The organism is Variovorax sp. LG9.2 (assembly GCF_035018885.1).
In the GTDB taxonomy this organism is placed as follows: Bacteria; Pseudomonadota; Gammaproteobacteria; order Burkholderiales; family Burkholderiaceae_C; genus Variovorax.
On the sequence record NZ_JASJXB010000044.1, the window covers coordinates 1 to 23968 of the forward strand.

The window sequence follows — 23968 nt, forward strand, 5'->3', positions numbered from 1 at the left end:
GGCGGCGCAGCGGCTGGCCCGCAAGCGGCAAGCGCGCCGGCCGACGACAACGTCGTCGACGCCGAAGTCAAGGAAGTCAAAAAAGCATGAGGCTCCGTGGCCGTAGCGCAGACGTTGAACGCTGAGGGCTTCACTGCCGACCCCACCGAAATGGACGACTGACTATGAACACCCTGACCAAACTGGCACTTGGCGTGCTGGGCCGTCTCGAGCCGCTGCCGCCGAGCAATGCTTTCGACACTTCGGCTGCATCGATCGAACTACCTTCGCCTACGCTCACCGGTGGCATGCCACTCATGGCAGCTTTGACAAGCCGACAATCCCGTCGCGAATTCATGCCACATCCATTACCCGTGCAGACGCTGTCTGACTTGCTCTGGGCCGCTGGCGGAATCAATCGCCATGATGTTGGTGGACGTACTGCGCCGAGTGCGATGAACGCGCAAGAAGTTCTGCTGTTCGCGGCCATGCCGCAAGGCCTGTTCCTGTATGAACCGACACGACACACGACACACGACACACGACACACGACACACGCTGCAGTTAGTGATGGCGATGGACGTGCGTCGCGTCACCGGAAATCAGGATTTTGTCGACAGCGCCCCGCTGGATCTGGTCTTCGTGGCCGACCACGCGCGCATGAAGCTGGTTCCGGTTGCGCAGCGAGAGGCCTATGCCTTTGCGACCGCCGGCGCCATGGCGCAAAACGTTTATCTTTACTGCGCATCTGAGGGCTCGGCCACGGTGATCGGCGCCTGGTTTGACCGTGACGCCTTGGCGTGTGCAATGGAACTGCAACCCGACCACCAGCTTCTGCTGTCGCAGACCGTCGGCATCGTCAAGGCGATCTAGTGTGCTGTCCCGCTGGTACAGATGCGCCACGAAATGATCGATGCGCTGCGCGAGTTGTTTGACGCTGGTGAACGAGCCACGGCGAATGGCCCTGTCGGGAATCAGCGCGAAGAATCGCTCGACCTGATTGAGCCATGAACTGTAGGTCGGGATGAAGTGCAAGTGCCAGCGAGGCCGGCTTAGGAGCCAAGCCTTGGTCGCCTGATGCCTGTGGGTGGCGTAGTTATCGACGATGCAGCGGATGTCCAACTCGTGTGGCACCGCTTTGCCGATCTTGCGCAAGAATGCCAGGAACTTCTGATGTCGATGCCGCGGCTTGCAACTGGCGTGCACCGCGCCGTTGAAAACGTTCAACGCGGCGAACAGTGTGGTTGTTCCGTGGCGCTTGTAGTCGTGCGTCACGCCCTCCACGTAGCCGAACCCCATGGGGAGCATCGACTGCGTCCGTTCCAGCGCATGGCACTGGCTTTTCTCGTCAACGCACGGCACCAGCGCGTTCTCCGCCGGACTCAGGTACAGGCCAACGACGTCGCGCAGCTTCTCTATGAAGAACGGATCGGTCGAGAGTTTGAAGCTCTCGCTGCGATGCGGTTGTAGCCCAAAGAGTCGGAAGTAGCGCTGCACGCTGGTCTTGGAAATGCCGGTCTCTGCGGCAACCGTTCGCACGCTCCAGTGCGTCGACCCATCGGCGGGCTTGGTGTGCAGCGTCGTCTTGATCAACTGCGCGATGCGCTCATCGTCGATCGTGCACGGCTTGCCCGGGCGAACATCGTCATAGAGCCCGGCAATGCGTCGTTCGATGAAGCGCATGCGCCTCTTGCCCATTGTCGCGTTGGTCAGCCTGAGTCGTTGGGCAATCGACTTGTTCAGCTCGCCGTCGGCACTGCTCAAGATGATGCGCGCTCTGTCACTGAGCCCTGCCGGCAACGAGCGGCTGCGCGCGAGCGATTGCAGCTGCGGTGCGCTACGTCCCGAGCACTGTTTGGAAGTCCACCAAGCCAATGCTGTAGCGTTGACTCGCCAACTGGGCCGCGTTGGCCGCAGCGTGGGCGGCGCTTGTCTGGCGCACCAGCCTGAGCCGATCGTCGCGCTGCGCGACCAAGGTCCTCGACATCTTTCGAGGCCAGCAGCACTGCTGCGACGTAGGCAAGTTGCGCTTGTTCCAGCGCGGCCTGCTGCGCATCCACCTGCGCAAGCGTGGCACCGCCGTCACGAACCGGCAGGTTCACGCTGCCCAGAGCGTGCGCACGACCGATTCCGAATGGGTCTGCGCGCCCAGCGTCAGGGCGCTCAGGCCCAGCGAGCCGCCAATGGCGAAGCCGGGTTGCCGCGCCGCCCGCGCCTGACGGACCCGCGCCTGCGCGGCAGCGACCTGGTGCTCGGCGGAGCGGACATCCGCGCGCTGCCGGAGCGTTTCGGCAGACAAGCGCAGTGCCAAATCTTCGGTTGGCTGCGGCACAGGCGCAAGCCTGTCCAGCAGGTCGGCAAGTGCGCCCGGCCGGTTAGCACGGCCAGCGCGTGGCTTGCTAGCACGATGCCCGTCCCGCACGCTGGCACCAGCACGCCCGTCTGTTCGGCCTCGATCGAAGTGACGAGTCTGGCCTGCAGGCGCCACAGTGTGATCTGCGGCGTCTCCTGCTGGCTTGCCAGGTTGGCGTTTGCAATCACCAGCCGGGCCTGAGCGCTGCGCCCCAAGATGTAGTTCATCGCGACTTCGGCCTCGACCGACACCTGCACGTCGCCCAGGTTCGCGACGGTCGCGCGAATGGTGGCTTCGCTGGCATCCAGTGCGCTGCGGTTGCTACCGAAAATGTCCAGTTCCCAGTTGGCGTCGAGTCTCGCCTGAAATGTGCGGGTGACGGTTTTCCCCGCTGCGGGTGTCGTGCTGCCGATGCGCTGTGCCGAGGCAGAGCCGCCCACCGTCGGAAGGAGGGTCGATGCCGCCAACCTCCCCGTTGCACGCGACTGGCGCAGCACCGCTTGCGAACTCAGCAAGGTTGTGTTGACACGCAAGGCATCGGCCACCAGCCGGATCGTCAAAGCGGGACAACCAGTTGGCAATCGATGTGGATCGGGCTGTTCCCACATTGTCAGAAACTGACCATGCTGCGGACACGTCGTTGGCCTTCTAGTCGTCTGTTGAAGAGGTCACATGCGCGCAAATGGACAGGGCGAACAGTAGGCAAGCGAGCGATGGCGCCGCAGGTATCAGCCAAGTCGACATACGGCCAGCGCGGCGAAGGGCCCCGTTACTCCCATTGATACGGACCCCATGCGGGTGAACATTCGGGAGCCTTCCGGACTGAAGGCCGGCAATAACGGATTGCATGTCGAGGCCGCAAGCCACGTCAGGATTGCTTTGCTGTCCATCGGTTGGGGCTATGCGGCAGCGCCTTGCGACTTGCCGGACGACGCGTGTTGCAAGGCGTGCCGGCCGGCAGCGGCATCGAAGCCAATCAGGCAGTCAGCACGCGCCGCATCGAGCACGGCCTGCGGGGACACTTCCAGCACTTCTACTGGACGCAGGTCATCGAGCCTGACGTTCCTGCGGGCAAACCATGACGCGATCGACCAGTCGTCGAACTCGAGACCAAGCTCGATTCGCACATGACTGACGGCAGACTTCACGGCCAGGTCTCGCCCATCGAACTGAAACATTGGAATCCAGGTTGAGTCATTCCACGGGAAGCCAAATATCTGCCGCTCCTGCATCAACTCATCGAGATTTCCGCTGTTGCAGGTGCGGCGCAGGGTCAGAAGGCGGGACAAGTCGCTGGCACGGAGTGTCCCGCCAGTGGTGTGATAGGTGGCCAGCACGGCTAGGAACGCGCGGCTACAAGGAAGCCAGGTGTCTTGCTCGTCTGGGTCGTACGTTACAGGCGGAAACCGAGTTGAAATTCTTGTGTGGATCATCTGTGATTTCCTGGAGGGCGCAGACCCAAAATAAAGGAGACAGGCGCTGACACCCGTCGGAGTGGCAGTTTGTTCGGCGGGCTTCATTTACGTCGGTGCGTTTGCAGACATAACCGAGACTTTTTCGATCTGCTAGTGCGAAGGCGTACCGGCCCCCTCTGTCTCTGGTTCGAACGGCGGTTTGAACACGACACACAAACAGATAAGTCAGCCTGCCGCATTCATATTGCAGGATGCCCGGCAACGACGAGCAGTCCATCGACACTGATTGCAGAGCTGGGTTTAGAGTCCCGACCGGCTCAGCGCAGCGCCGACGAATTACCTGACAACTGAATGGTTCCGCTCGACTTGTAAGTCAGTGCGCCGGTGCGACCAACTTGCCATTGATCCGCATGGCTTCGATAACGCGTCCGGTGCCGGTGGCGAGTGGACGCGCCGGACCTTCCGCCTTGACCTTGTCGCCGACCTTGAGCTTCAGTACAGCGAGACCATGAGGTCTCGTATGGACGAAATCGCCATTGTCCAGAACCACACCGTTGGCAGCGCCGTGCTTCGCGTAATTGAAATGCACTACCGTGCCGATGGCGTCTTCGTTTGCTGGAGGCGCAGTCGGTACTTTGCCGTTGACTGACACCAAGCGGTCAAAAACGTAGACCGAGTGCGCCGGCTCTCCCTTGGACGAGGGAGCCGGCTCGATCCCTTCAATCACCAATGCCTGGCCAACGCGCAGGCCGGTCAACTGCGCTGCGACCGACGCATCATGCGGCTCTGTGACGAACTGGGTGGAGATACCGTTTGTGTCGATGAGCAAGCCTTCGATGGCGCCTTTGGGGCTGTAGATCAGCTGCAGGAAAAGGCCTTCGACTGACCAGCCATCAGATTCGGAATGGGGGTGTGACATGACGTTCTTCTGGGGTAGTGAATAGAAACGATTAAGAAGGGGCTGAAGCGACAACGGGTGGGCATTGCGCAGCGTGTAGGAGTACGGCGCAGTCCGCGCCGGTCCGAACTGTGGGAGCGCACTGTCGCGTCCTGCTTGTCGGCGATCCAAGGATCGGTGGCAGCCAAACGTTGTCTGGTGACAGGAGCGTACTCATCGTTCTAGATGCCTCGCCTTGCACCGCGCTGCGCGTGCTCACCAAGTTGCGCCGCAGCATCGGGTCGCGCAGCACCAGCGTGAACGCCGGCGCCCCCCGGGCAACGCTGTATGAATTGTCATTCCAGAGGCGCAGGTCAGCACCGCCGACGAAAAGGTGCAGCATGCGCTTGAGGATGCAAAGGGCGGCATCGGTGTGCGCGTTCGATGCCCGGGATAATCGCATTTGTGCGTTGTCAACAGACATGGGTTGCCCTACACGCTTCGGAGTTTGGCCAGCAGCGCAGTGGCCGCGTGCTCGGAGGAGGCCGGGTTCTGGCCCGTGATCAGAAGGCCGTCGACCACGACATGCGGCCGCCAATCCGCCGCCTTCGAATATTGGCCACCATGTTCCTTGAGCATGTCTTCCACCAGGAACGGCACGACCTTGGTCAGTCCCGCTGCTGCTTCCTCGGTGTTCGTGAAGCCGGTGACGTTCTTGCCTTTCACCAGCGACCTGCCGTCCGGCGCCCGCGCATGTCGCAGCACGCCGGGCGCGTGGCATACGGCCGCGACCGGCTTGCCTGCGGCGATCATCGCGTCGACCAGCGCGATCGACGCGGCGTCTTCGGCCAGGTCCCACAAGGGACCGTGCCCTCCGGGATAGAAAACGGCGTCGAACTTGCTCGCCTTCAACGTCGACAGCTTCACCGTCGCGGCCAACTCCGACTGCGCGGCTTTGTCGGACTTGAAGCGGCGCGTGGCATCGGTCTGCGACGCGGCGTCGTCGCTCTTGGGGTCGAGCGGCGGCTGGCCACCCAGCGGCGAGGCCAACGTGAGCGTGGCGCCGGCATCCGTGAACACATAGTAGGGTGCTGCGAACTCTTCGAGCCAGAAGCCTGTCGTGCGGCCCGTGTTGCCGAGCTCGGCGTGGGAGGTGAGGACCATCAGGATGTTCATGCGAGATCGCCCGGGAGTGGTGGGGTGGGGTTCATGCGTGCTTCATTCGTGTGCGAGCTGGATGACCAGCTTGCCGAAATTCCTGCCTTCGAGCAGGCCGATGAAGGCTTCGGGAGTGTTCTCCAGACCGAAGACGATGTCCTCGCGGACCTTCACCTTGTCCTCCTGCACCCACTCGCCCATCGCGCCCGCAAACTCGCTCCAGCGCGGCGCGTAGTCGTCGAAGACGATGAAGCCCTGCATCCGGATGCGCTTGCGCAGCAGCGTGCCGACGAGCAGGCCCAGCCTGTCCGGGCCCGGAGGCAACGCGGTGGCGTTGTACGCTGCGATCAGACCGCACACCGGCACACGCGCCTTGGTATTCAGCAGTGGCAGCACGGCGTCGAACACCGCACCGCCGACGTTCTCGAAATACACGTCGATGCCCTTCGGACACGCTCCCGCCAAACGGCCGGGCAGGTCGTCCGCGCGGTGATCGACACAGGCGTCGAATCCCAGTTCGTCAATCACGTAGCGGCACTTGTCCTCGCCACCCGCGATTCCCACCACGGTGCAGCCTTTGATCTTGGCAATCTGCCCGACCACGGAGCCGACTGCGCCGCTCGCCGCGGCGACAACGACGGTTTCACCAGTGACCGGCCTGCCGATGTCGAGCAGGCCCATGTAGGCCGTGAACCCCGGCATGCCCAGCACGCCCAGTGCGCGCGAGGGATGTGGCTCCTCGGGAAAAAGCGAGGTCAGTCCCTTCCCATCTGACAGCGCGTAGTCCTGCCAGCCGGCGTAGCCCAGCACCAGCTCACCGACCTTGAAATCGCGATGTCGAGACACCTCGACGCGCGACACCGTGCTACCGACCATCACCTCGCCGATGGCCACGGGCGCGGCGTACGACGGCCCATCGCTCATGCGGCCGCGCATGTACGGGTCGAGCGACAGGTACAACGTGCGCAACAAGACCTGACCGGCCTCCGGTCTTGGTATCGGATCGCTCTCGGTGCGGAAGTCTCCTGCGGTGGGCGCTCCGTGCGGCCTTGCGTTCAGAACAATGCGGCGATTGACGGTGGTGCTTTGGGGCATGGCGCAGAACTTTCTCGTTGGTGGTTCAGCCCACCTTCAACGCCGCTCGACCGAAGCAACCGGATGGCAGTCTGAGGATGCGGCGTCTCGGTGTTGAGTTCGTCAAAACTCGGACCCTGGCGGCGATGGACCGTCGGAGCGAAGCTATTCGCGATCCGACGCACGGTCTGTGCGCTAGGCAACATGGGAACGTGCCGCGGCACTGGCTGACTCCAGCTTTGTGCGCTGTGTTACACAGGGTTCTCACCAAGGCGTTTAGCCGGTCCCATGAAATTCGCCACATCCGACCGAGTGAAGTTGTCCGAGCCTCCGGCCAACGCGCCATCGAGCTTCAAAGTGGCGTCGCAAGATGCGCTGGCGAATCATCTGCTGGCGGCCTTGCCTGAGGCTGAATTGCAGCGATGGCTGCCACAGCTGGAAGGCGTGGACTTGCCACTTGGCCTCGTGCTGTACGAATCCGGCAAGATCCTCCGCCACGTCTACTTTCCGACCACCGCCATCGTCTCGCTGTTGTACGTGATGGAAGACGGCGGGTCGGCGGAGATCGCGGTCGTGGGAAACGAGGGCGTCGTCGGCATCTCGCTGTTCATGGGCGGCGAATCCACGCCGAGCCGAGCTGTGGTGCAAAGCGCTGGCCGTGGCATACGCCTGAACGCCAATGCGATGAAGGGGGGGGTTCAATCGCTCCGGCCCTGTGATGCATCTCATGCTGCGCTATACACAGGCGTTGATCACGCAGATGGCTCAGACGGCGGTGTGCAATCGTCACCATACCTTGGACAAACAACTCTGCCGCTGGCTCTTGCTCAGCCTGGACAGGCTTCAAGGCAACGATCTGGTGATGACGCAAGAACTGATCGCCAACATGCTGGGCGTGCGCCGCGAGGGCGTGACGGAGGCGGCTCTGAAACTGCAGACGGCAGGGCTGATCCGGTACGTGCGTGGGCACATCACCGTGCTCGATCGCCCCGCTCTGGAGCTCCGTACCTGCGAGTGCTATGCCGTGGTCAAGAGGGAATATGACCGGCTGCTCCCCGATCTGAAGGCGGTGCAGCGGCGAATCGCTTGTGCTGGTTGCTGGGCGATGACGAACGGCGAGCGAGCGGGCTGCAATTGGTCGACAGTTCTTCATCACAACTGGCGCGATTTCGGTGGTCGGTGCGGCGCCAGACGGACACGGCTCGGATTCGATGGCCGAATGAGGACGTCAACACGTGTCGAATGGAAGGAGCCTCGCATGCCCAAGCTGTCCTCTGAGGAACGAAACGCGATTCCCCCGCGTCAGTTTGCATTTCCGGCGCAACGCAAGGAGCCGCTGGAGAACGCGAGCCATGTCCGAAACGCTGTGGCGCGTTTCGGGCAAGTCAAAGGTGTGAGCGACACCGAACGTGACGCGGCTTGGCAACGCATCCAGGCTGCTGCGCGTCTGTATTGCGTGGAGTTGCACGAGGCAGGGTGGCGAGTGGCGAGAGTTGCGTGCGCCGCACCTTCCAGACCAGCCGAATTGAGTGCGATGGCGCGCTGCGACCAGCCTGCCGGCCCTCAGGTCTTCAGTACGAGAGATGCATCCGGTCGATGACGTTGAAGACGCCCGGGGTGCCCCAAACAGAATTCGTTGCGGTCTCGCGTTCGGCCCAGCTCTGGACCGTGCCCGCCAGCGTGACATCCGAACCCTGAACTTCGACTGAAATCTTCTTGGCGTCTGCGATTGACGTGCGCTGCAAGGCAGCTTCGATGTCCGACTTGACATCGCTGGCGATCACCGCGGGCTTGAGATTGATCTGGTTGTTGAGCCCTGTGACGCCCATCAGATGTCGAACGGCGTCTGTTGCGGCTTGCTTCTGGAACTGCCAATCCACTTCACCCGACAGGGTGACCCACCCGCCTTCAACCTTTACTTTGACGGCGCCGGCGGGCAGCGTGGAAGTCCATTCCAGCACATTCTCCACCGACCTGGCGATATCGCCATCGGATCGCACACCCAGGCCGGAGAGTTGCACCTTCAGGTCGATGGCCAGGGCGTTGACCCCTGACACGCGCTGCGCTGCGCGCTCGGCGCTCCACTTCGCGGCGTAGGAGTCGACCTGCCCGCTCAGGGTCACGACGCCGTCCTTCACCTCGACCCCGATGCGCGCGGCGTCGATCGCGGGTTCCCACTTCAGTTCTGCGCTCACGTCCTGCTGCAGTTGGCTGTCCGTCTTCATGGTGGTCTCTTCCGATCGTTGTTAGGGACCGGACGTCTTGAGCAGCTTGCCCCGAACTGTCTGTGCGATGGCGCACCTGCAGAACGGTCGAGCATTCCCGCAGTGGGATTGGAGGGTGAACGCCGGGCACTTCCAGGCATTGCAGGTCAGCGCATTTCCGACAATGGGGTTGCTTGTGTTCAATCACCCGCGCGCACAGCGCACCAGCAACCCTTCCGAAGGCACCCATGGGCAAGCCATCTTCGCAGTCCGCCTTCCCGGGCTATACCGATTGGGACATTGCCTTGCCTCGCATTTCGCGGCAGGTTGCGCCGCAGGTCGATGCCTGCCTGCGTGAGCTGGCGCCTCGGTTTCAAGCCGTCGGACTGCACTGCGATCTGCAGTCCCGGCCGACGCCTCGCGGTCAGTCAAGTCTGCTGGCCGCGGTCGGCCGGCGTGGCTTGCTGTTCATCGTCGACATCACCCTGATCAACGGCATGGCCGTCGCGGGACTTCGCGGCGCCACGCTGGATGTTCGTTTGCTGGACGCCTGTGGCGATACGGTGGCGCACTGTTCGGCGGCGGCCGCGTCCGGCGCGCCGGTCTATCGAACGAGCGCCGACGACATCATCGCCGCAGCCGAGCTGGCGCGCTCGTCGACCTCGGTTTTCGTGATGGCCATGGGCCACTTCGACTTGGTTACCGCCGCCTGACGAGCTTCGATAGGCGCGACACCCGGAACCTCCCGGGCGCGCGCAACGGATGCCTTGCCGCATCCGCCAGTGCGTTCACACGGACCGATGCAAGGCGTCGTTGTGCCTCTTCTGTCGTCGGTCGGGCAGCGAACGCGCACCTCACGTCCACTGCAATGCCCCGTGTTGGCTACCGCACAGTCCATCGGGCAACTCTTGGGTACGCTGGCTCGCTACACACAGTCAATTTCCGTGCGGCCGAATGCACCCCTCGAAAGGAACATCGTCATGACCCAGAAGAACCACCGCCCCGAACCCGCGCCCGTGCCGGGGCGTCCCCCGAACCCGAACGAGCAGCCGAGCCCGCAGACGCGGCCGGTCGAACCGAACGAGGTCTTGGGCCGCCACAAGAACACCGGACAAAAGGATCACAAAGGCGCTCGGTGAGCGACCCTTGGTTCTTCCCCGCGTGAACGCGCCCGAGGAGAAGAGGGATCCGGCGCTTGGCGATACGGATGTTCCTGCGGCCGCGGCCCTGGCGCCGGCCAAGCCCAAACCGTCTTACGTTCGTAGACACCGTGCGCAGGCGATGGCCGTGCTGGTTGCGTTGGCCGTTTCGGCTGCAGTGTTGGCGCGCTGGTGGCTGGGGCCGCAGGTGATCACCGGCACGGTGCTGCGGCGCGACTTCGTGCAGAGCGTCGTCGCCAGTGGGCATGTCGAAGCGCCGCATCGGCTGGATGTCGGCGTGCAAATCACCGGCACGGTGCTGCGCGTACCGGTTGCAGAAGGTCAGGCCGTGAAAGCTGGCGACCTGCTGGTGGAACTTGATGCCGCAGAGCTGACCGCGACTGGGCGGCAGGCCGACGCCGCCGTGGCGCAGGCCAGGGCGCGTTTGCGACAGCTTCAGGAGGTGCAGGCACCCGTGGCTGCGCAGACGCTGCGACAGTCTCAGGCCACCCTGGAGAACGCCCGCGCGGCCTTGGCGCGCAACCAGGAGCTGTTCGAAAAGGGCTTCGTCGGGCAGGCGGCACTCGATGATGCGCGCAAGACCAGCGAACTGGCGGATGCCCAGATGCGCGCGACCCGGATGCAGCTGGACACCACCGGCGCCACCGGCAGCGACCGTGCGCTCGCGGTGGCCGATCTGTCGGGGGCGCAAGCCAGCGCGCAGGCGGCCCGTGCCCGTGCTGGCTATGCCGCGATCAGTGCACCGGTTGCCGGCACGCTGATCGCGCGCAACGTGGAGGTGGGCGATGTGGTGCAGCCGGGCAAGGTGCTGATGACGCTCTCGCCGCGCGGCTTCACCCAGTTGGTGGTGCAGATCGACGAAAAGAATCTGGGCTTGCTCGCGTTGGGCCAGAGCGCGCTCGCGTCGGCCGACGCGTACCCGACGCAGCGCTTCAACGCACAGTTGGCGTACATCAATCCCGGCATCAATGCGACCACGGGTGCGGTGGAGGTGAAGCTCGACGTCGCTACCCCGCCCGCCGTGTTGAAGCAGGACATGACCGTGTCGATGGACATCGAGGTCGCACGGCGGCCCAAGGCTTTGATCGTGCCCCTCGCGGCCGTTCACGACTCCGACGGTGCGGCCCCGTGGGTGCTGCGCGTCGAGGGCCGGCACGCGGTGCGCATACCTGTGAAACTGGGTTTGCGCAGCGGAGGCCTCGCCGAAGTGACAAGCGGGCTGGGGCAGGGCGATACCTTCGTGGTCACGCCGGCCACGATCACCCCTGGCGCGCGCATTCGGATCGCTGCAGCCTCGGCCTCCGCGCCGCCGTGAGCCGAACAGGGAAGCACGATGTTCAGCAGCCGCCTGCCGTTCGAATGGATCGTGGCCATTCGCTTTCTGCGCGAGGGCCGTCTCCAGACAGCGTTCATCATCGCCGGCGTGGCGATCGGCGTGGCGGTCATCGTCTTCATGTCGGCGCTGATGGCGGGCCTGCAATCCAACTTCATCCAGCGCGTCCTCTCGGCGTCGGCACACATCGAGTTGTTGCCACCCAAACAGGTCTCGAGGCCCTTGCGCAATGGCTCTGCGGCTTCGGCGAGCGAGGTCGAAGCTGCCATCGTGCAGGCGCCGTTGCAGCGACTCAAATCCATCGACCAGTGGCAGGCGGTTTCGGCGCAGATCCAGGCCATGCCCGCGGTGATGGTGGTGGCGCCGGTGGCGGCCGGCTCGGCCCTGGTGGTGCGCGGCAGCACCACGCGCGCGATCACGCTCACCGGCATCGAGCCCGCGCTGTATTTCCGCATCGTCGATCTGGGCGAAAAGATCGTGCGCGGCAGCACGCGCCTCCTGGGCACCGACATCCTGATCGGCACCGAGCTGGCAAGCGATCTCGGCGTGGGCGTGGGCGACAAGCTGAGGGTCACGACCGGCGCGGGCGATGCTGTCGCGTCCAGCACCCTCACCATCTGCGGCGTCTTCGACCTGGGCAACAAGGGCGCGAACCAGCGCAGCACCTTCGTCGCGCTGCGCACCGCGCAAAGCCTTCTGGGCTTGCCGGGTGGCGTGAGCAGCCTGGAGGTGACCGTGAGCGACGTGTATGCCGCAGAGACCATCGCGCAGCGCATCACGGCCGCCACCGGCGTGGAGTCGGACAGCTGGATCACCACCAACGCCCAGTTCTTCACCGCTGTCAGCGCGCAGACCACCGCCAACACCGCCATCCGCTTCTTCGTCGGCCTGTCCGTCGCTTTCGGCATCGCCAGCGTGTTGGCGGTGGTCGTGGTGCAGAAGTCGCGCGAGATCGGCATCCTGCGCGCGATGGGCATTTCTCGGGCGCAGATCCTGAGGCTTTTCCTGCTGCAGGGCGGCTTGCTCGCGCTGAGCGGCGCGGTGCTGGGCAGCGGCATTGGCGCATTGGGCCTGATTCTTTGGCAGCGACTCGCGAAGAACGCCGACGGTACGCCGCTGTTCCCATTGGTTATGGACCCGAAGCTCTTTGGCGCGGCCTTGGTGTTGGCGACGGTGACGGGCCTGGTCGCCGCCTTTGCCCCGGCGCGCAGTGCAGCGCGGCTCGACCCGGTGGTGGCGATCCGTGGCTGAGATCGCCACGATCGCGATGCCTGCTGCGCCGGCCATGGCGCCAGTCAAGCCGGCAGCGGCAGTGCCTTCCATGGTGGTGCAAATGCGGGGCGTTCGAAAGGCCTACAACGTGGGCCTGCCGATCGAGACAGAGGTGTTGCACGGCATCGACCTCGATGTGTTCCACGGCGAGTTCTGCGCCGTGGTGGGCCCGTCGGGTTCGGGTAAGAGCACCTTGCTCAACATCGTCGGCCTGCTCGACCGCCCCACGTCGGGCACGCTCGACGTGTGCGGAGAGCAGACGACCCGATTGGACGACAAGGCGCTGACGCGATTGCGCGGCCACAGCATCGGCTTCGTCTTTCAGTACCACCACCTCATCACGGCGTTCACGGCGCTGGAAAACGTGATGATGCCGATGCTGGGAGCCGACGAGTTTGCCAACGACGCGATGCGGGTGCGCGCTGAGGCGCTGCTTGCCAGTGTGGGCCTCACGACATGGCAGAACAACCTGGCCGGCAATCTGAGTGGTGGCCAACAGCAACGCGTGGCCATTGCTCGCGCGCTGGCCATGGGGCCGGCGCTGCTGCTGGCCGACGAGCCCACGGGAAACCTCGACACGAAAAGCGCCGACGAGGTGTTTGCACTGCTGCGCCAGTTCAACACCGAACACGGCACGACCGTGCTGTTCGTGACGCACAACATCGACCTGGCCGCGCGCTGCGATAAGACCATCGAGGTGATCGACGGCCGGCTGACGGGCGCTTGATCGCCGTCTCCGTGCGCAAGCGAACAGACCCTCGCCTCAAGCTGGAACAAAGTGACGGACAGGTCCTGAGCGGCCAGTGTCAATCCGGCGCTGGCCAAGTTGTATGGACCGAGACACCATCCATCGAAGGAGCTTGAAATGGGCAACATGTATTTGGGCCGACTGGTACTCGGGCTGGGGCTGGTTTCTGTGGTTCGGCGTCATGATCCTGCTGTTCTCCAGCGTCGGGAACTGGGGCTATACGTACCGGGTGCACCGGTTCTATGGCCGACCGCAGCAACAAGAAGCCATTGACATCCTGAGCCAGCGTTATGCCCGCGGCGAGATCACGCACGCCGAATACGCGCAGATGAAGTCTGCGATTTCGTCTGACTCGAAATCGACCTGACGCGCGACCGGAGCGAGTGATGTCCAGTCGATATGCCGACTTGCTCGACGCCATCGCATTCGCAGCGGAGAAGCACCGCAACCAGCGACGCAAGGATGCGGAGTCAAGCCCCTACATCAACCATCCCTTGCAGGTGGCCCAAGTTCTGTCCTCTGAAGGAGGCGTGTCCGATCTGAAGACCCTGATCGCCGCTGTCCTGCACGACACGGTCGAAGACACCGAGACCACCTTCGAGGAACTCGTCGAGCGGTTCGGCAAGAAGGTGGCCGGCGTCGTCAAGGAGGTGACCGACGAAAAGATGCTGCCGAAGGTGCAGCGCAAGCGCGAGCAGGTCGAGCGCGCGCCGCAACTGAGCAAGCGTGCGGCAATCATCAGGCTCGCCGACAAGACCTGCAACTTGCGGGACATCGCGACGCATCCACCCAAGGATTGGCCGCTCAAGCGCAAGCAGGCGTATTTCGATTGGGCCAAGGACGTTGTCGATGGCCTGCCCCGGGTCAACAAGAAGCTGCGCCAAGCCTTCGATGCGGCCCTGACCTTGCGGCCGTAGCGGAGAGCGTCGCGGCGGCGGGAATCACCCGCGCCGCCGCGGCCTCATCTTCAGTACTCGAGTGTCATCTCGTCGATGACGCTGCGCACGCCCGGCGTTCCCCATGCGGACATCGTTGCGGTCTCGCGTTCGTTCCAGCTGTGCACTTTGCCGGTCAGTGTCACATTCGAGCCGTTGATGTTGACCGAGATCTTCTTCGCATCCGCCACGGCGCTGCGCTTGAGCGCAGCCTCAATGTCGGACTTGACGGCGCTGACAGACAACTTCGGCTTGATCGCGATCTGGTCGCTCACGCCGGTGACACCGGACAAAAAGCGCACGCTGTCGGTCGCCGATTGCTTCTGGTATTGCCAGTCGACGTTTCCGGACAAGGTCACCCATCCGTTTTCGACCAACACCTTGATGGCGTTGTCCGGCACCCAGGTCGTCCATTCCAGAACGTTCTCCACCGACTTGGCGATGTCGCCGTCGCTGCGCTTGCCGCTGCCCGCAAGCTTGACCTTCAATTCGGTGGCCAGCGCCTTGACGCCACAGACACGCTGGGTTGCGCTTTCCGCGTTCAACTTCTCCGCGTAGCTGCTCACCTCGCCGGCGAGGGTCACGATGCCGTCCTTGACCTCGACGCCGATTCCGGGGGCGGTCACCGAGGGTTCCCACTTCAATTCTGCGATCACGTCTTGCTGCAGTTGGCTGTCTGTCTTCATGGCCTTTTCTCCGATAGATGATGGGCTTTCGAGCCTGAGCGTCGCGGACGGTCCGGTCTGTGCGGCAACACACGCATCAGTACCTGCGGGCGCTGCATCAATGCGCGCGGTGTCCGTCTTGTTGGCATTGGTGCCGTGGTGGCCAACGCGAAACAGAGCCGACTGGGTGCGCTTGCGCACAGTCGAGTGCGTTCGGTCGGCATAGGCTTGCGCTTCCCGGTCGGCAAGCATCGGTGCCACGCTCGCGGTTGGGGGCTGGTAGCGACAGCTCGACCACAGGTGGCAGATCGCGGAGTGACAACCCGATAGCGGTACACGCGCCAAAAATTGACCCAACAATGTTCAACCCTCTGCACCTGAGTGCGACCCTGTGCATCCTGATCAATCTGGCGGTTGCGCTCGGACTGATAGCGTTCATGTACCGCCAGCAACGCCGCGACGCGAGATTCACCGTACGGGTGCTGACCGCGCTGGCTCTGGGCATCGCCTTGGGTACCGCGATCCACTTGATCTATGCCGGCGATGCCGTGACATTCCCGATCATCACGGTGACCAATTCGTACCTCGATATCGTCGGCACAGGCTACGTGAAGCTGCTGCAGATGATCGTCATGCCACTGATCATGGTGTCGATCATCGGCGCGATTCTCAAACTGAAGGATGCGGCTTCGCTGGGCAAGATCAGTGCGCTGACGATCGGGACGTTGCTCGCGACCACCATGGTCGCGGCGGCCATCGGCATCCTGATGGCGAAGCTGTTCGGTCTCACGGCAATCGGACTCACGTCCAGCGCTGCTGAAGTTGCGCGCGGCAACTATCTGCAGGGCTCGATGGCGAGCGCGAATGCGGTCAGCGTACCGAGTCTGCTGTTGAGTTTCGTCCCGACCAATCCGTTTCTCGATTTGACGGGTGCGCGCAAGACTTCCACCATTGCGATCGTCATTTTCTCGGTGTTCGTAGGGCTGTCGGCGACCGGCATCGCCACGAAGAAGCCGCTCCTTTTCGCTTCGTTCGCGTACTTCGTGAGCGTCGCGCAGGCCGTTGTGATGCGCATGGTGACGCTGGTGCTGCGGCTGACGCCGTACGGTGTCTTCGCGTTGATGACCGCGGTCGTGGCGGAGTCGAGTTACGCCGACACCCTGAAACTGATCAGCTTCGTCGTGGCTTCGTACTGTGCACTGGCGCTGATGTTCTGCGTGCATCTGGGCATGGTCGCAGCAGCCGGGTTGAATCCACTGCGTTTCGCCTCGAAACTCTTTCCGGTGCTCGCCTTTGCCTTCATCTCGCGTTCGAGCATGGGTGCGATTCCGATGGCCGTTCAGACCCAGACGAAGCGCCTGGGCACTCCGGAAGGGATCGCCAATTTTGCGGCCTCGTTCGGCGCCACCATCGGCCAGAACGGTTGTGCAGGGATCTACCCTGCCATGCTGGCGATCATGATTGCGCCGACGGTCGGAATCGACCCTTTCACGGTCAGCTTCATCGCACAACTGCTCGCTGTCGTCACGCTCGGCTCCATCGGTGTCGCGGGCGTCGGAGGCGGCGCCACCTTCGCAGCGCTGATCGTGCTGTCGACGATGAACCTGCCGGTCGCCCTGGCAGGTCTGTTGATCTCGGTCGAGCCGCTGATCGACATGGGGCGCACGGCGCTGAACGTCAGCGGTGCAATCACCGCAGGCACGGTGGTCAGTCGCGCATTGGGTGAAACCGATCTGGCTGTTTTCGACAGCGACGCAGCCCCCGATTTGGACAGCCCGGCGCAGACGGCCTGACTTGAACGGGCGCCGGCCGCCATAGGATGGCGCGACGAGCCCGACGCCCAGCCTACCGAAGCAGCAGTTCGATTCCGTCTTCGGCTTCGTCGCCGCCGAGGCCGTGTGCGCGAATGATGTCCAGCAGCCAGTCGAAGACGGTACTGCCTTGGCATGACGCCGCGGCGGCGATGTCACGGCGAGTGTCGATCTCATTGTGTGAGTCGCCTGTCGCGAGCATGCGGCGAAGTTGGCGCGCAGTCTCCGCATAGCCCAAGCGGTGCCGCGACAGGGCATGGTGTCTCCAGACCAACACGAAGCCGCCCAGCGGTGTCCCCGATCCGCCGCGCAGCACGTCGTTGAAGGCGTCGAGGTTGCGGCCCCACGCCTTCCCCTTCAGAACCCGCCGTTCAAACTCGTCGAAGAATCCTTCGAGGGTACTGAAGTTGGCGCCATCGACCGTGACGACGGCTTTGCCCATTCATTCAACCGCAATGAACCGGTCAGCGCTCGCTGCGCTCAAGACGCCGTGCAGATCTTTGTCCATCAGGTCGACGGCCTTGCGAGGCTGCAGCCACCTGTTGAGTTGAGCACAACACCCTGCACGTGCCCAGCCGTCGAATCCGTCGCTCAGCTCCGCGGGAACCCTGACATCTGCTCCACTTGCGCAGTAGACCTCAGCAGGAGAAGGTGCCCAGCATCGACGTCTCCGCCTGGCGCCGCCAGCAGATCGCCGCGGCGGGGCAGTCACGGGAGCCAGGCTGTGCGGCCGGGGACACAGAAAGGGAGCGATGCCGAAAATCCGGCCTGTTGGCGTCAGGAGCGTGGGGAGACGGCATCCACCGAGCGGCCGCCGGCGAACTGGCATTCTCCCTGCCCTCCGCCCTTCATGCCGGCAGCCGGCGTGTTGAGGTGGAAGCGGCAGCGCAGCAACTGGTTGTCGGGGCCTCTCAGGTTGGCCACCACCTTGCCAGAGTAGTGCGTCGTGAAGGCGGTCTCGGGGTACATGCCCCAATAGCCCCAGTCGTTCCAGCCGCGTCTCCAGCCGTTCCACATGGGCTCCAGGGACTCCGTGCGGGCACTGCTGGTGACCTGCAGAAACGGGCCGCTGAATGTGCTGCCAGTGCCCGCTGAAGCGGGGTTGTCCCCGACGATGGCCGACATGGTGCCACTGGTTCCCGAGTCCTTGCTGATCCATGAAAAGGTCACCGGTGCGTCACCGGGTTCGAGCGTGCCGTTGCCGATTCCCATCGACGTGCACGCTGGCAGGCTCACTACGATGGCCGCCAACAGTGTGCTGCCGGCCACGCGATGAATCGACTCGAATGCTTGCTTGACGATGCGAATTCTCTTCATTCTGTCTTCTCCGCTCAGAGGTGTGCACCGAGCGTGGAGGTGATGAGATGTTCGGTCTGTGCGCCAGCGAACTCACCGTCGTCGAAGTTGAACTTTCGGTGACTGGCGCGCGTACTTGCTTTTGTTCGTCTGCGCACTGACAGACTTTGATCGTGCGAGGAAATCATGGTCTCGGCTTCAACCCACGGGGTTCCGACACTCCGATGGAGGCACCCGAGACTACGTTCCTCGTCCCAGCAGGCGATCCATTTCTCCGTAGCACCCGTGTTCCTGCTGACCGGCATCGCCGGCCTGCTCGGCGGGATGGTGAGCGGCTTGGCACGGATCATCATTCGGGTACGTAATGTGGCAGGGGCTCCCCTGTCATCGTCGACGGCCTCCCGGGACAGATTCGCGTGCTGAATGCCGCTTTTCGCATCATGACCCATCCGTTGGCGCGCCCAGACGCCGTTCGCCGCAATCGGTAAGTACAGGCAGTCCTTCGTCGGGCTGCGGCCATCGAACGCCTGTTCCAGCAGTAATTAACCTGCCTGTATGTGCGGCAGCGAACAAACAGAAAGCTTTCCCCTCGATACAGTGAGACGCCGTGGCACCTCCGTCCTGCGGGGAAGGATTGTGGATGCCATTGACCAAGCCGGAACACAACCACCTTCTGGCAGCACTTCCCGCTGCGGAGATGGCGCGCTGGAAACCAAACCTAGAACTGGTCACGTTCAAGCTGGCCACCGCGCTTTACGAGTCAGGTGCGACGCTCCAATACGTCTACTTCCCGACGACAGCCATAGTCTCTCTGCTGTATGTCATGGAGGATGGTGACTCCGCAGAAATTGCGGTTGTCGGGAACGAAGGTTTGGTGGGTATTTCGATTTTCATGGGCGGCGAATCAACCCCAAGTCGAGCAGTCGTTCAAAGTGCCGGGAAAGGCTATCGAATTCCGTCGAGCGTACTCAAAGATGAGTTCAAATTTGCACCGGTGTTGCATCTGCTCCTGCGGTACACGCAGGCGCTGATTACCCAAATGTCGCAAACCGCGGTTTGCAATCGGCACCATTCGTTGGACCAGCAACTGTGCCGCTGGCTTCTGCTCAGCCTGGACCGGCTGACCGGAAACGAGCTGGTCATGACGCAGGAACTCATCTCCAACATGCTCGGCGTTCGCCGGGAGGGAGTGACGGAGGCAGCCCTGAAACTCCAAAAGGCAGGGCTCGTTCAGTACGCGCGTGGGCACATCACCGTTCTCGACAGGCCCGGGCTCGAGAAGAGAACTTGCGAGTGCTACGCGGTGGTGAAGAAGGAATACGACCGCTTGTTGCCTGCCCTGAAAGCGATATAGCCGCGCTGCGCGTGCGTCAACGTACAGACGGCCCGGCTTGCTCGCCGCTAGGGTGTCTGAAAGACCGACTTGCCTCCCGCTATCTACCCGCAACTCAAGCGAACTTTCATGACTCGTTCCGACCCGAAGAAGAATCATCTGCTCGCCTCGCTGCCTGCGGCCGAGTGGAAGCGCTGGCTGCCCCAACTTGAACTCGTGCATCTGATGCTCGGAGAGGTTCTCTACGAGCCCGGCAGCACGATGACCCATGTTTACTTCCCGACGACTTCCATCATTTCGATGCTGTACGTGATGAAGAACGGCGAGTCGGCGGAGATCGCGGTCGTCGGCTTCGAAGGACTGGTTGGGATTCCCCTTTTCATGGGTGGCGAATCCACTTCCAGTCGTGCCGTGGTGCAGGACGCGGGTCAGGCTTACCGGCTGCCAGCGGCCATCATCAAAGAGGAATTCCAAGAGGCGCCCGTAATGCACTTACTGCTCCGGTTCACGCAGGCGCTCATCGCTCAGATGGTGCAAACCGCGGCGTGCAACAAACACCACACTCTGGAGCAACAGCTTTGCCGCTGGTTGCTGTTGAGTCTGGACCGGCTGCCGGCCAACGAGCTCAGGATGACGCAGCAGCTCATCGCCAACATGCTGGGCGTCAAGCGGGACGTGGTGCTCGATGCCGAGAATGAGCTTCGGACGAAGGGGCTCATCAGCTTCAAGGCGGGAAATATCACCGTCCTCAGCCGCTCGGGTGTCGAGGACGCGGCTTGCGAGTGCTACCTCGCAGTGCGGGGCGAATACGAACGACTGTTGCCACGACACGTGGCGGCATAGCTGAAACGCTGCCGCGACTTTGAGACCGATTGGGCCCCATGAGCGAACTACCTGCATCAGAGACTGAAGTCTCTTCGGAAATCGACCATGGAGAATTGTTTCGTCCGAGCCATCGGCACCTTGAGCCTCCTGCCATGAAGCCTCGCGACCGCAAAGTCCTGTGGTCTGTGCTGGCGGCCACGGCCGCTACTGTCACATTGCTCGCGCTCTTCAAGTAGCGAAATCGCGCCCACGGTCCAATGACGAACTTTGTGCTCAGCGACCTGCCTAATTTCATCGTCGTCGGAAGGCCGAGACGATGCGACCAAACGCGACCCGACGGCGAACCGTCGCACCTCGACGCCGACTTCGCTGCCGTCTTGGAGTTGATGGGCGCGAGCGCCGACGGCCCAGAACCTGCTGCCAGGATTGTCTACAACGATTTGGGCGATGCCATGTTGCGACGGGTACTGGACCGCTTCGGGTTCGAACGGCGACCGGACACGTTTGCTGAGCTCTACGGGCTGCTCGACTACTGCGACCGGATGACAGCGATTTCCGGAATAGGCTTTGCTCACCCCCGTGAGTTGCCGGACTGGCAGGCGAGGTCGTTCTTGCTGGTCTCGGCACAAACAGATCCGCACGTCGAAGCCGCCAGGCTCTTCTGTCTCGGAGATTTCGGCGCACTGCGGGCGTGGCATCGCGAATCCGATGCAATGCGGCGAATCGGCATTGCATACCAACGGTTCGCTTGAGCACTTGAGCCATCGCAGCGTGTCGCTGCAATACCCAAGGTGTCGGCCTGTCCGCGCAATCCGCGTCGCATTCCGTTCAACGAAGAGGCGTCTTCCGCCGCTGTTCAGCAGTTCCGAGCTCGACGTTCAGTCGTAGTCGCTCTCGTCGGCGAGTCGAGTATCCTTGGGCAGGCAGAACGTCCCTGCAGCCCGGATGCCGAATTGCCGTAGGAGTGGGCGGTTCATGTTGGTCCAGGTCGCGCGGCCGGACACGACGAATTCATAGTCCACCCGTACCCCGCCATCGAAGGTCGTTAGCTTCAGTACCCTGAGGGTGTCTTCGTCTGCTCGGCAAGTCTTTGTCGAAGATGCGGCGCGCGCAGCCGCGACAGTTCCCGACGGGGCCCCGGAGAGGGGCTTCGATGGCGCCGTCGCGAGATCGTTGCTATCGTTCGCCGAAGCCTTCGTGCCTGTACCGATTGCCACCGCGAAGAGGAGCGTTGTGATGATTGCGTTCGGCGTCATGTAATGGTTCCCCCAACTGCCGAGGCCATCATCGATCCTGGATGGCGCTGCCTCTGTGCTGCAACCCACACAGCATCGCCTCAATTTGCTCTGGAACGACACGGCTCACTGCCAGCCAAAGCGGCGAACGTAGATCCGCTTCATCACGGTGGTCAACGTGCAGTAGGCCAGCAGGATCCCGGCGAGCCAGACGAAGTAGCTGGCCGGCAGCGCATGGAGCCTGAAGTCGCCTGCCAGCGGCCCCATCGGCAGCCACAGGCCCAGCGCCATGATCGCGACCGTCATCACGATCAGCGGCGCCGATGCCCGGCTCTCGATGAAGGGCAGCTTGGGCGTTCTGATCATGTGCACGACCAGCGTCTGCGTCAGCAGACCGACCACGAACCAGCCGGACTGGAATAGCGTCTGCCGCGCCACGCTGTTCGCGTCGAACACCCACCACATGAGTGCAAAGGTGGCGATGTCGAACACCGAGCTGATGGGCCCAAAGAACAGCATGAAACGGCCGATGTCTCTCGGGTTCCACTTGAGCGGCTTCGCGACAAGCTCGGCATCGACGTTGTCGAACGGGATGCCGGTCTGGCCGATGTCGTAGAGCAGGTTCTGAACCAGCAGTTGCAGGGGCAGCATCGGCAGGAACGGCAGGAAGGCGCTCGCCACCAGCACTGACAGCACGTTGCCGAAGTTCGAGCTCGCCGTCATGCGGATGTACTTCAGCATGTTGCAGAACGTGGTGCGGCCTTCGACCACACCGTCGTCGAGCACCAGCAGGCTCTTTTCGAGCAGGATGATGTCGGCGGCTTCCTTGGCGATGTCGACCGCCGAATCGACCGAGATGCCGATGTCGGCCGCGCGCAGGGCCGGCGCGTCGTTGATCCCGTCGCCCATGAAGCCCACCACGTGACCGCTGGCGCGCAGCGCCCGCACGATGCGCTCTTTGTGCAGCGGGCTGAGCTTGGCGAAGATGCTGTGGGATTCGGCGGCGGCCTTCAGCGCCTCGTCGCTCAGGGACTCGATCTGTGCGCCCAACAGAACAGCTTCGGAAGGCAGGCCCACCTGGTGGCAGACTTGGCGGGTGACGAGGTCGTTGTCGCCGGTCAGCACCTTGACGGTGATGCCGTGCGCGGCCAGCTTCTTCAGCGCAGGCGCAGCGGATTCTTTGGGCGGATCCAGAAAGGCGATGTAGCCGATCAGCGTCAGCCCGATCTCGTCCGCCACCGAGTATGTGGTTTGCCCCGGCGGCAGCGTCTTGACGGCCACCGCCACCACGCGCAGCCCTTCGGCGTTCAGACCCGCCGTGACGGCCTGGGTGCGGGCCAGCAGCGCGGCGTCCAGGGGCAGGGTGGGCATGGTGCGCTCGCCGTCCAGGCTGGCATCGGTCGGGTCCTGTGTGCGCACATCGGTGCAAGCGGCCAGCACCTCTTCGACCGCGCCCTTGCAGATCAACTCGTGGTGCTGGTCCTGCCCTGCCACCAGCGCCGCGACCACCACCGACATGCGCCGGCGTTCGAAGTCGAAGGGGATTTCGTCGACCTTGCGGTAGGCATCCTTCAGCTTCAACTCGGCCGCCAGTTCCACGCGGGCCAGCACCGCGCGGTCCAACAGGTTCTTCAGGCCGGTCTGGTAGAAGCTGTTGAGGAAGGCGAAGTTCAGCACCTCGTCGGTGTCCTGGCCGTAGGCATCGGCGTGGCGCGCGAGAGCGATCTTGTCCTGCGTCAGTGTGCCTGTCTTGTCGGTGCACAGCACGTCCATCGCGCCGAAGTTCTGAATCGCGTCGAGGCGCTTGACGACTACCTTCTTGCGCGAGAGCAGGACCGCGCCCTTTGCCAGTGTCGAGGTCACGATCATCGGCAGCATTTCGGGTGTCAGTCCGACGGCCACCGACAGCGCGAACAGAAAGGCCTGCAGCCAGTCACCCTTTGTGAAGCCGTTGACCAAGAAGACGATCGGCACCATCACCAGCGCGAACCGGATCAGCAACCAGCTCACGCTGTTGACCCCAGCCTGAAAGGCGTTGGGCGTCGGGTCGACTGCCGTGGCCCTGGAAGCCAGCGTGCCGAAGTAGGTGCGGCTGCCAGTGGCCACCACGAGCGCTGTCGCCGCACCCGAGACGACGTTCGTGCCCATGAACACGAGGTTCGACTGCTCCAGAACGCCAGAGGTGTTGGCGCCGGCCGAAAATTGACCCAGCTGTGAAGGTTGTGCCGCTTCAAATTTGACCCGGGTGTTCAGCCTACCCTGCTGCTTTTTTGAGCGGTGGGGGTATGAGGAGTG

General features: G+C 63.1%; 24 protein-coding genes and 3 pseudogenes. 15 read left to right on the forward strand and 12 right to left on the reverse strand.

Annotated features, from left to right (window positions below; genetic code table 11):
• Positions 1–335: 335 nt before the first annotated feature.
• Together QN413_RS25145 and QN413_RS25150 are read left to right on the forward strand one after the other, a co-directional pair.
• Positions 336–407 (forward strand): annotated as a pseudogene (locus tag QN413_RS25145) (SagB/ThcOx family dehydrogenase); the annotation flags it as partial.
• A gap of 148 nt (positions 408–555) precedes the next feature.
• Complete coding sequence (locus QN413_RS25150; RefSeq protein ID WP_323499354.1) at positions 556–852, forward strand: nitroreductase family protein; 297 nt, start codon at positions 556–558, stop codon at positions 850–852.
• A 12-nt stretch (positions 853–864) separates the two neighbouring features.
• On the opposite strand, the pseudogene QN413_RS25155 reads toward QN413_RS25150, so the two are convergent.
• The 6 genes and pseudogenes from QN413_RS25155 to QN413_RS25180 form a co-directional block, all read right to left on the reverse strand.
• Positions 865–1854: pseudogene (locus tag QN413_RS25155) on the reverse strand (IS630 family transposase); the annotation flags it as partial.
• Between the two features lie 288 nt (positions 1855–2142).
• On the reverse strand, positions 2143–2892 hold the full coding sequence (locus QN413_RS25160; protein ID WP_323499333.1) for a TolC family protein: 750 nt from the start codon (positions 2890–2892) through the stop codon (positions 2143–2145).
• A 339-nt stretch (positions 2893–3231) separates the two neighbouring features.
• Positions 3232–3669 (reverse strand): hypothetical protein, encoded by a 438-nt coding sequence (locus QN413_RS25165; RefSeq protein WP_323499334.1) that lies wholly within the window; start codon positions 3667–3669, stop codon positions 3232–3234.
• A gap of 451 nt (positions 3670–4120) precedes the next feature.
• A complete protein-coding gene (locus tag QN413_RS25170) occupies positions 4121–4720 on the reverse strand; it encodes a hypothetical protein (RefSeq protein ID WP_323499335.1) in 600 nt (199 codons plus the stop codon).
• A gap of 396 nt (positions 4721–5116) precedes the next feature.
• Complete coding sequence (locus tag QN413_RS25175; RefSeq protein ID WP_323499336.1) at positions 5117–5800, reverse strand: type 1 glutamine amidotransferase domain-containing protein; 684 nt, start codon at positions 5798–5800, stop codon at positions 5117–5119.
• Positions 5801–5842: 42 nt separating this feature from the next.
• Positions 5843–6877 (reverse strand): NADP-dependent oxidoreductase, encoded by a 1035-nt coding sequence (locus QN413_RS25180; protein WP_323499337.1) that lies wholly within the window; start codon positions 6875–6877, stop codon positions 5843–5845.
• Positions 6878–7213: 336 nt separating this feature from the next.
• Here QN413_RS25180 and QN413_RS25185 point away from each other — a divergent pair.
• A pseudogene (locus QN413_RS25185) lies at positions 7214–7922 on the forward strand (Crp/Fnr family transcriptional regulator); the annotation flags it as partial.
• Positions 7917–8456, forward strand: a complete 540-nt coding sequence (locus QN413_RS27470) for a DUF6582 domain-containing protein (RefSeq protein ID WP_416352248.1) — start codon at positions 7917–7919, stop codon at positions 8454–8456. The pseudogene QN413_RS25185 and the gene QN413_RS27470, both read left to right, overlap by 6 nt.
• Here QN413_RS27470 and QN413_RS25195 read toward each other — a convergent pair.
• On the reverse strand, positions 8428–9081 hold the full coding sequence (locus QN413_RS25195) for a BON domain-containing protein (protein WP_323499338.1): 654 nt from the start codon (positions 9079–9081) through the stop codon (positions 8428–8430). The genes QN413_RS27470 and QN413_RS25195 overlap by 29 nt on opposite strands.
• Before the next feature lie 227 nt (positions 9082–9308).
• On the opposite strand from QN413_RS25195, the gene QN413_RS25200 reads away from it, so the two are divergent.
• The 7 genes from QN413_RS25200 to QN413_RS25230 all read left to right on the forward strand — a co-directional run bounded on the left by QN413_RS25200 (position 9309) and on the right by QN413_RS25230 (position 14490).
• A complete protein-coding gene (locus QN413_RS25200) occupies positions 9309–9773 on the forward strand; it encodes a hypothetical protein (RefSeq protein WP_323499339.1) in 465 nt (154 codons plus the stop codon).
• 267 nt (positions 9774–10040) lie between these two features.
• Positions 10041–10199: a hypothetical protein gene (locus tag QN413_RS25205; RefSeq protein ID WP_323499340.1), complete on the forward strand. Its 159-nt coding sequence runs from the start codon at positions 10041–10043 to the stop codon at positions 10197–10199.
• Between the two features lie 7 nt (positions 10200–10206).
• Positions 10207–11535 carry an efflux RND transporter periplasmic adaptor subunit gene (locus QN413_RS25210; protein ID WP_323499341.1) on the forward strand — a complete coding sequence of 443 codons (1329 nt, stop codon included), beginning with the start codon at positions 10207–10209 and terminating at the stop codon, positions 11533–11535.
• An 18-nt stretch (positions 11536–11553) separates the two neighbouring features.
• Positions 11554–12804 (forward strand): ABC transporter permease, encoded by a 1251-nt coding sequence (locus QN413_RS25215; RefSeq protein WP_323499342.1) that lies wholly within the window; start codon positions 11554–11556, stop codon positions 12802–12804.
• Between the two features lie 70 nt (positions 12805–12874).
• Positions 12875–13552: an ABC transporter ATP-binding protein gene (locus tag QN413_RS25220; RefSeq protein WP_323499356.1), complete on the forward strand. Its 678-nt coding sequence runs from the start codon at positions 12875–12877 to the stop codon at positions 13550–13552.
• Between the two features lie 133 nt (positions 13553–13685).
• Positions 13686–13940, forward strand: coding sequence for an SHOCT domain-containing protein (locus tag QN413_RS25225; RefSeq protein WP_323499343.1), 255 nt, complete (start codon positions 13686–13688; stop codon positions 13938–13940).
• Between the two features lie 19 nt (positions 13941–13959).
• Positions 13960–14490 carry an HD domain-containing protein gene (locus QN413_RS25230; protein WP_323499344.1) on the forward strand — a complete coding sequence of 177 codons (531 nt, stop codon included), beginning with the start codon at positions 13960–13962 and terminating at the stop codon, positions 14488–14490.
• A 50-nt stretch (positions 14491–14540) separates the two neighbouring features.
• Here the strand turns inward: QN413_RS25230 and QN413_RS25235 are convergent, their stop codons facing one another.
• Positions 14541–15194, reverse strand: a complete 654-nt coding sequence (locus QN413_RS25235) for a BON domain-containing protein (RefSeq protein ID WP_323499345.1) — start codon at positions 15192–15194, stop codon at positions 14541–14543.
• Between the two features lie 338 nt (positions 15195–15532).
• On the opposite strand from QN413_RS25235, the gene QN413_RS25240 reads away from it, so the two are divergent.
• Positions 15533–16966 (forward strand): L-cystine transporter, encoded by a 1434-nt coding sequence (locus QN413_RS25240; RefSeq protein ID WP_323499346.1) that lies wholly within the window; start codon positions 15533–15535, stop codon positions 16964–16966.
• A 52-nt stretch (positions 16967–17018) separates the two neighbouring features.
• Here QN413_RS25240 and QN413_RS25245 read toward each other — a convergent pair whose 3' ends face one another.
• Both QN413_RS25245 and QN413_RS25250 read right to left on the reverse strand, forming a co-directional pair.
• On the reverse strand, positions 17019–17426 hold the full coding sequence (locus tag QN413_RS25245; RefSeq protein WP_323499347.1) for a barstar family protein: 408 nt from the start codon (positions 17424–17426) through the stop codon (positions 17019–17021).
• Positions 17427–17761: 335 nt separating this feature from the next.
• Entirely contained in the window at positions 17762–18301 is a 540-nt protein-coding gene (locus QN413_RS25250; protein ID WP_323499348.1) for a hypothetical protein, read from the reverse strand.
• A 619-nt stretch (positions 18302–18920) separates the two neighbouring features.
• Between QN413_RS25250 and QN413_RS25255 the strand changes: the two genes are divergently transcribed.
• The 3 genes from QN413_RS25255 (at position 18921) to QN413_RS25265 (ending at position 21190) form a co-directional block, all read left to right on the forward strand.
• Positions 18921–19634 carry a Crp/Fnr family transcriptional regulator gene (locus QN413_RS25255; protein ID WP_323499349.1) on the forward strand — a complete coding sequence of 238 codons (714 nt, stop codon included), beginning with the start codon at positions 18921–18923 and terminating at the stop codon, positions 19632–19634.
• 108 nt (positions 19635–19742) lie between these two features.
• Positions 19743–20456 carry a Crp/Fnr family transcriptional regulator gene (locus QN413_RS25260; protein ID WP_323499350.1) on the forward strand — a complete coding sequence of 238 codons (714 nt, stop codon included), beginning with the start codon at positions 19743–19745 and terminating at the stop codon, positions 20454–20456.
• 239 nt (positions 20457–20695) lie between these two features.
• Entirely contained in the window at positions 20696–21190 is a 495-nt protein-coding gene (locus QN413_RS25265) for a hypothetical protein (RefSeq protein WP_323499351.1), read from the forward strand.
• 126 nt (positions 21191–21316) lie between these two features.
• On the opposite strand, the gene QN413_RS25270 is transcribed toward QN413_RS25265, so the two are convergent.
• Positions 21317–21694, reverse strand: coding sequence for a hypothetical protein (locus QN413_RS25270; RefSeq protein ID WP_323499352.1), 378 nt, complete (start codon positions 21692–21694; stop codon positions 21317–21319).
• 105 nt (positions 21695–21799) lie between these two features.
• Positions 21800–23968: magnesium-translocating P-type ATPase (gene mgtA / locus QN413_RS25275; protein WP_323499353.1), on the reverse strand; the 2169-nt coding region annotated here is incomplete at its 5' end.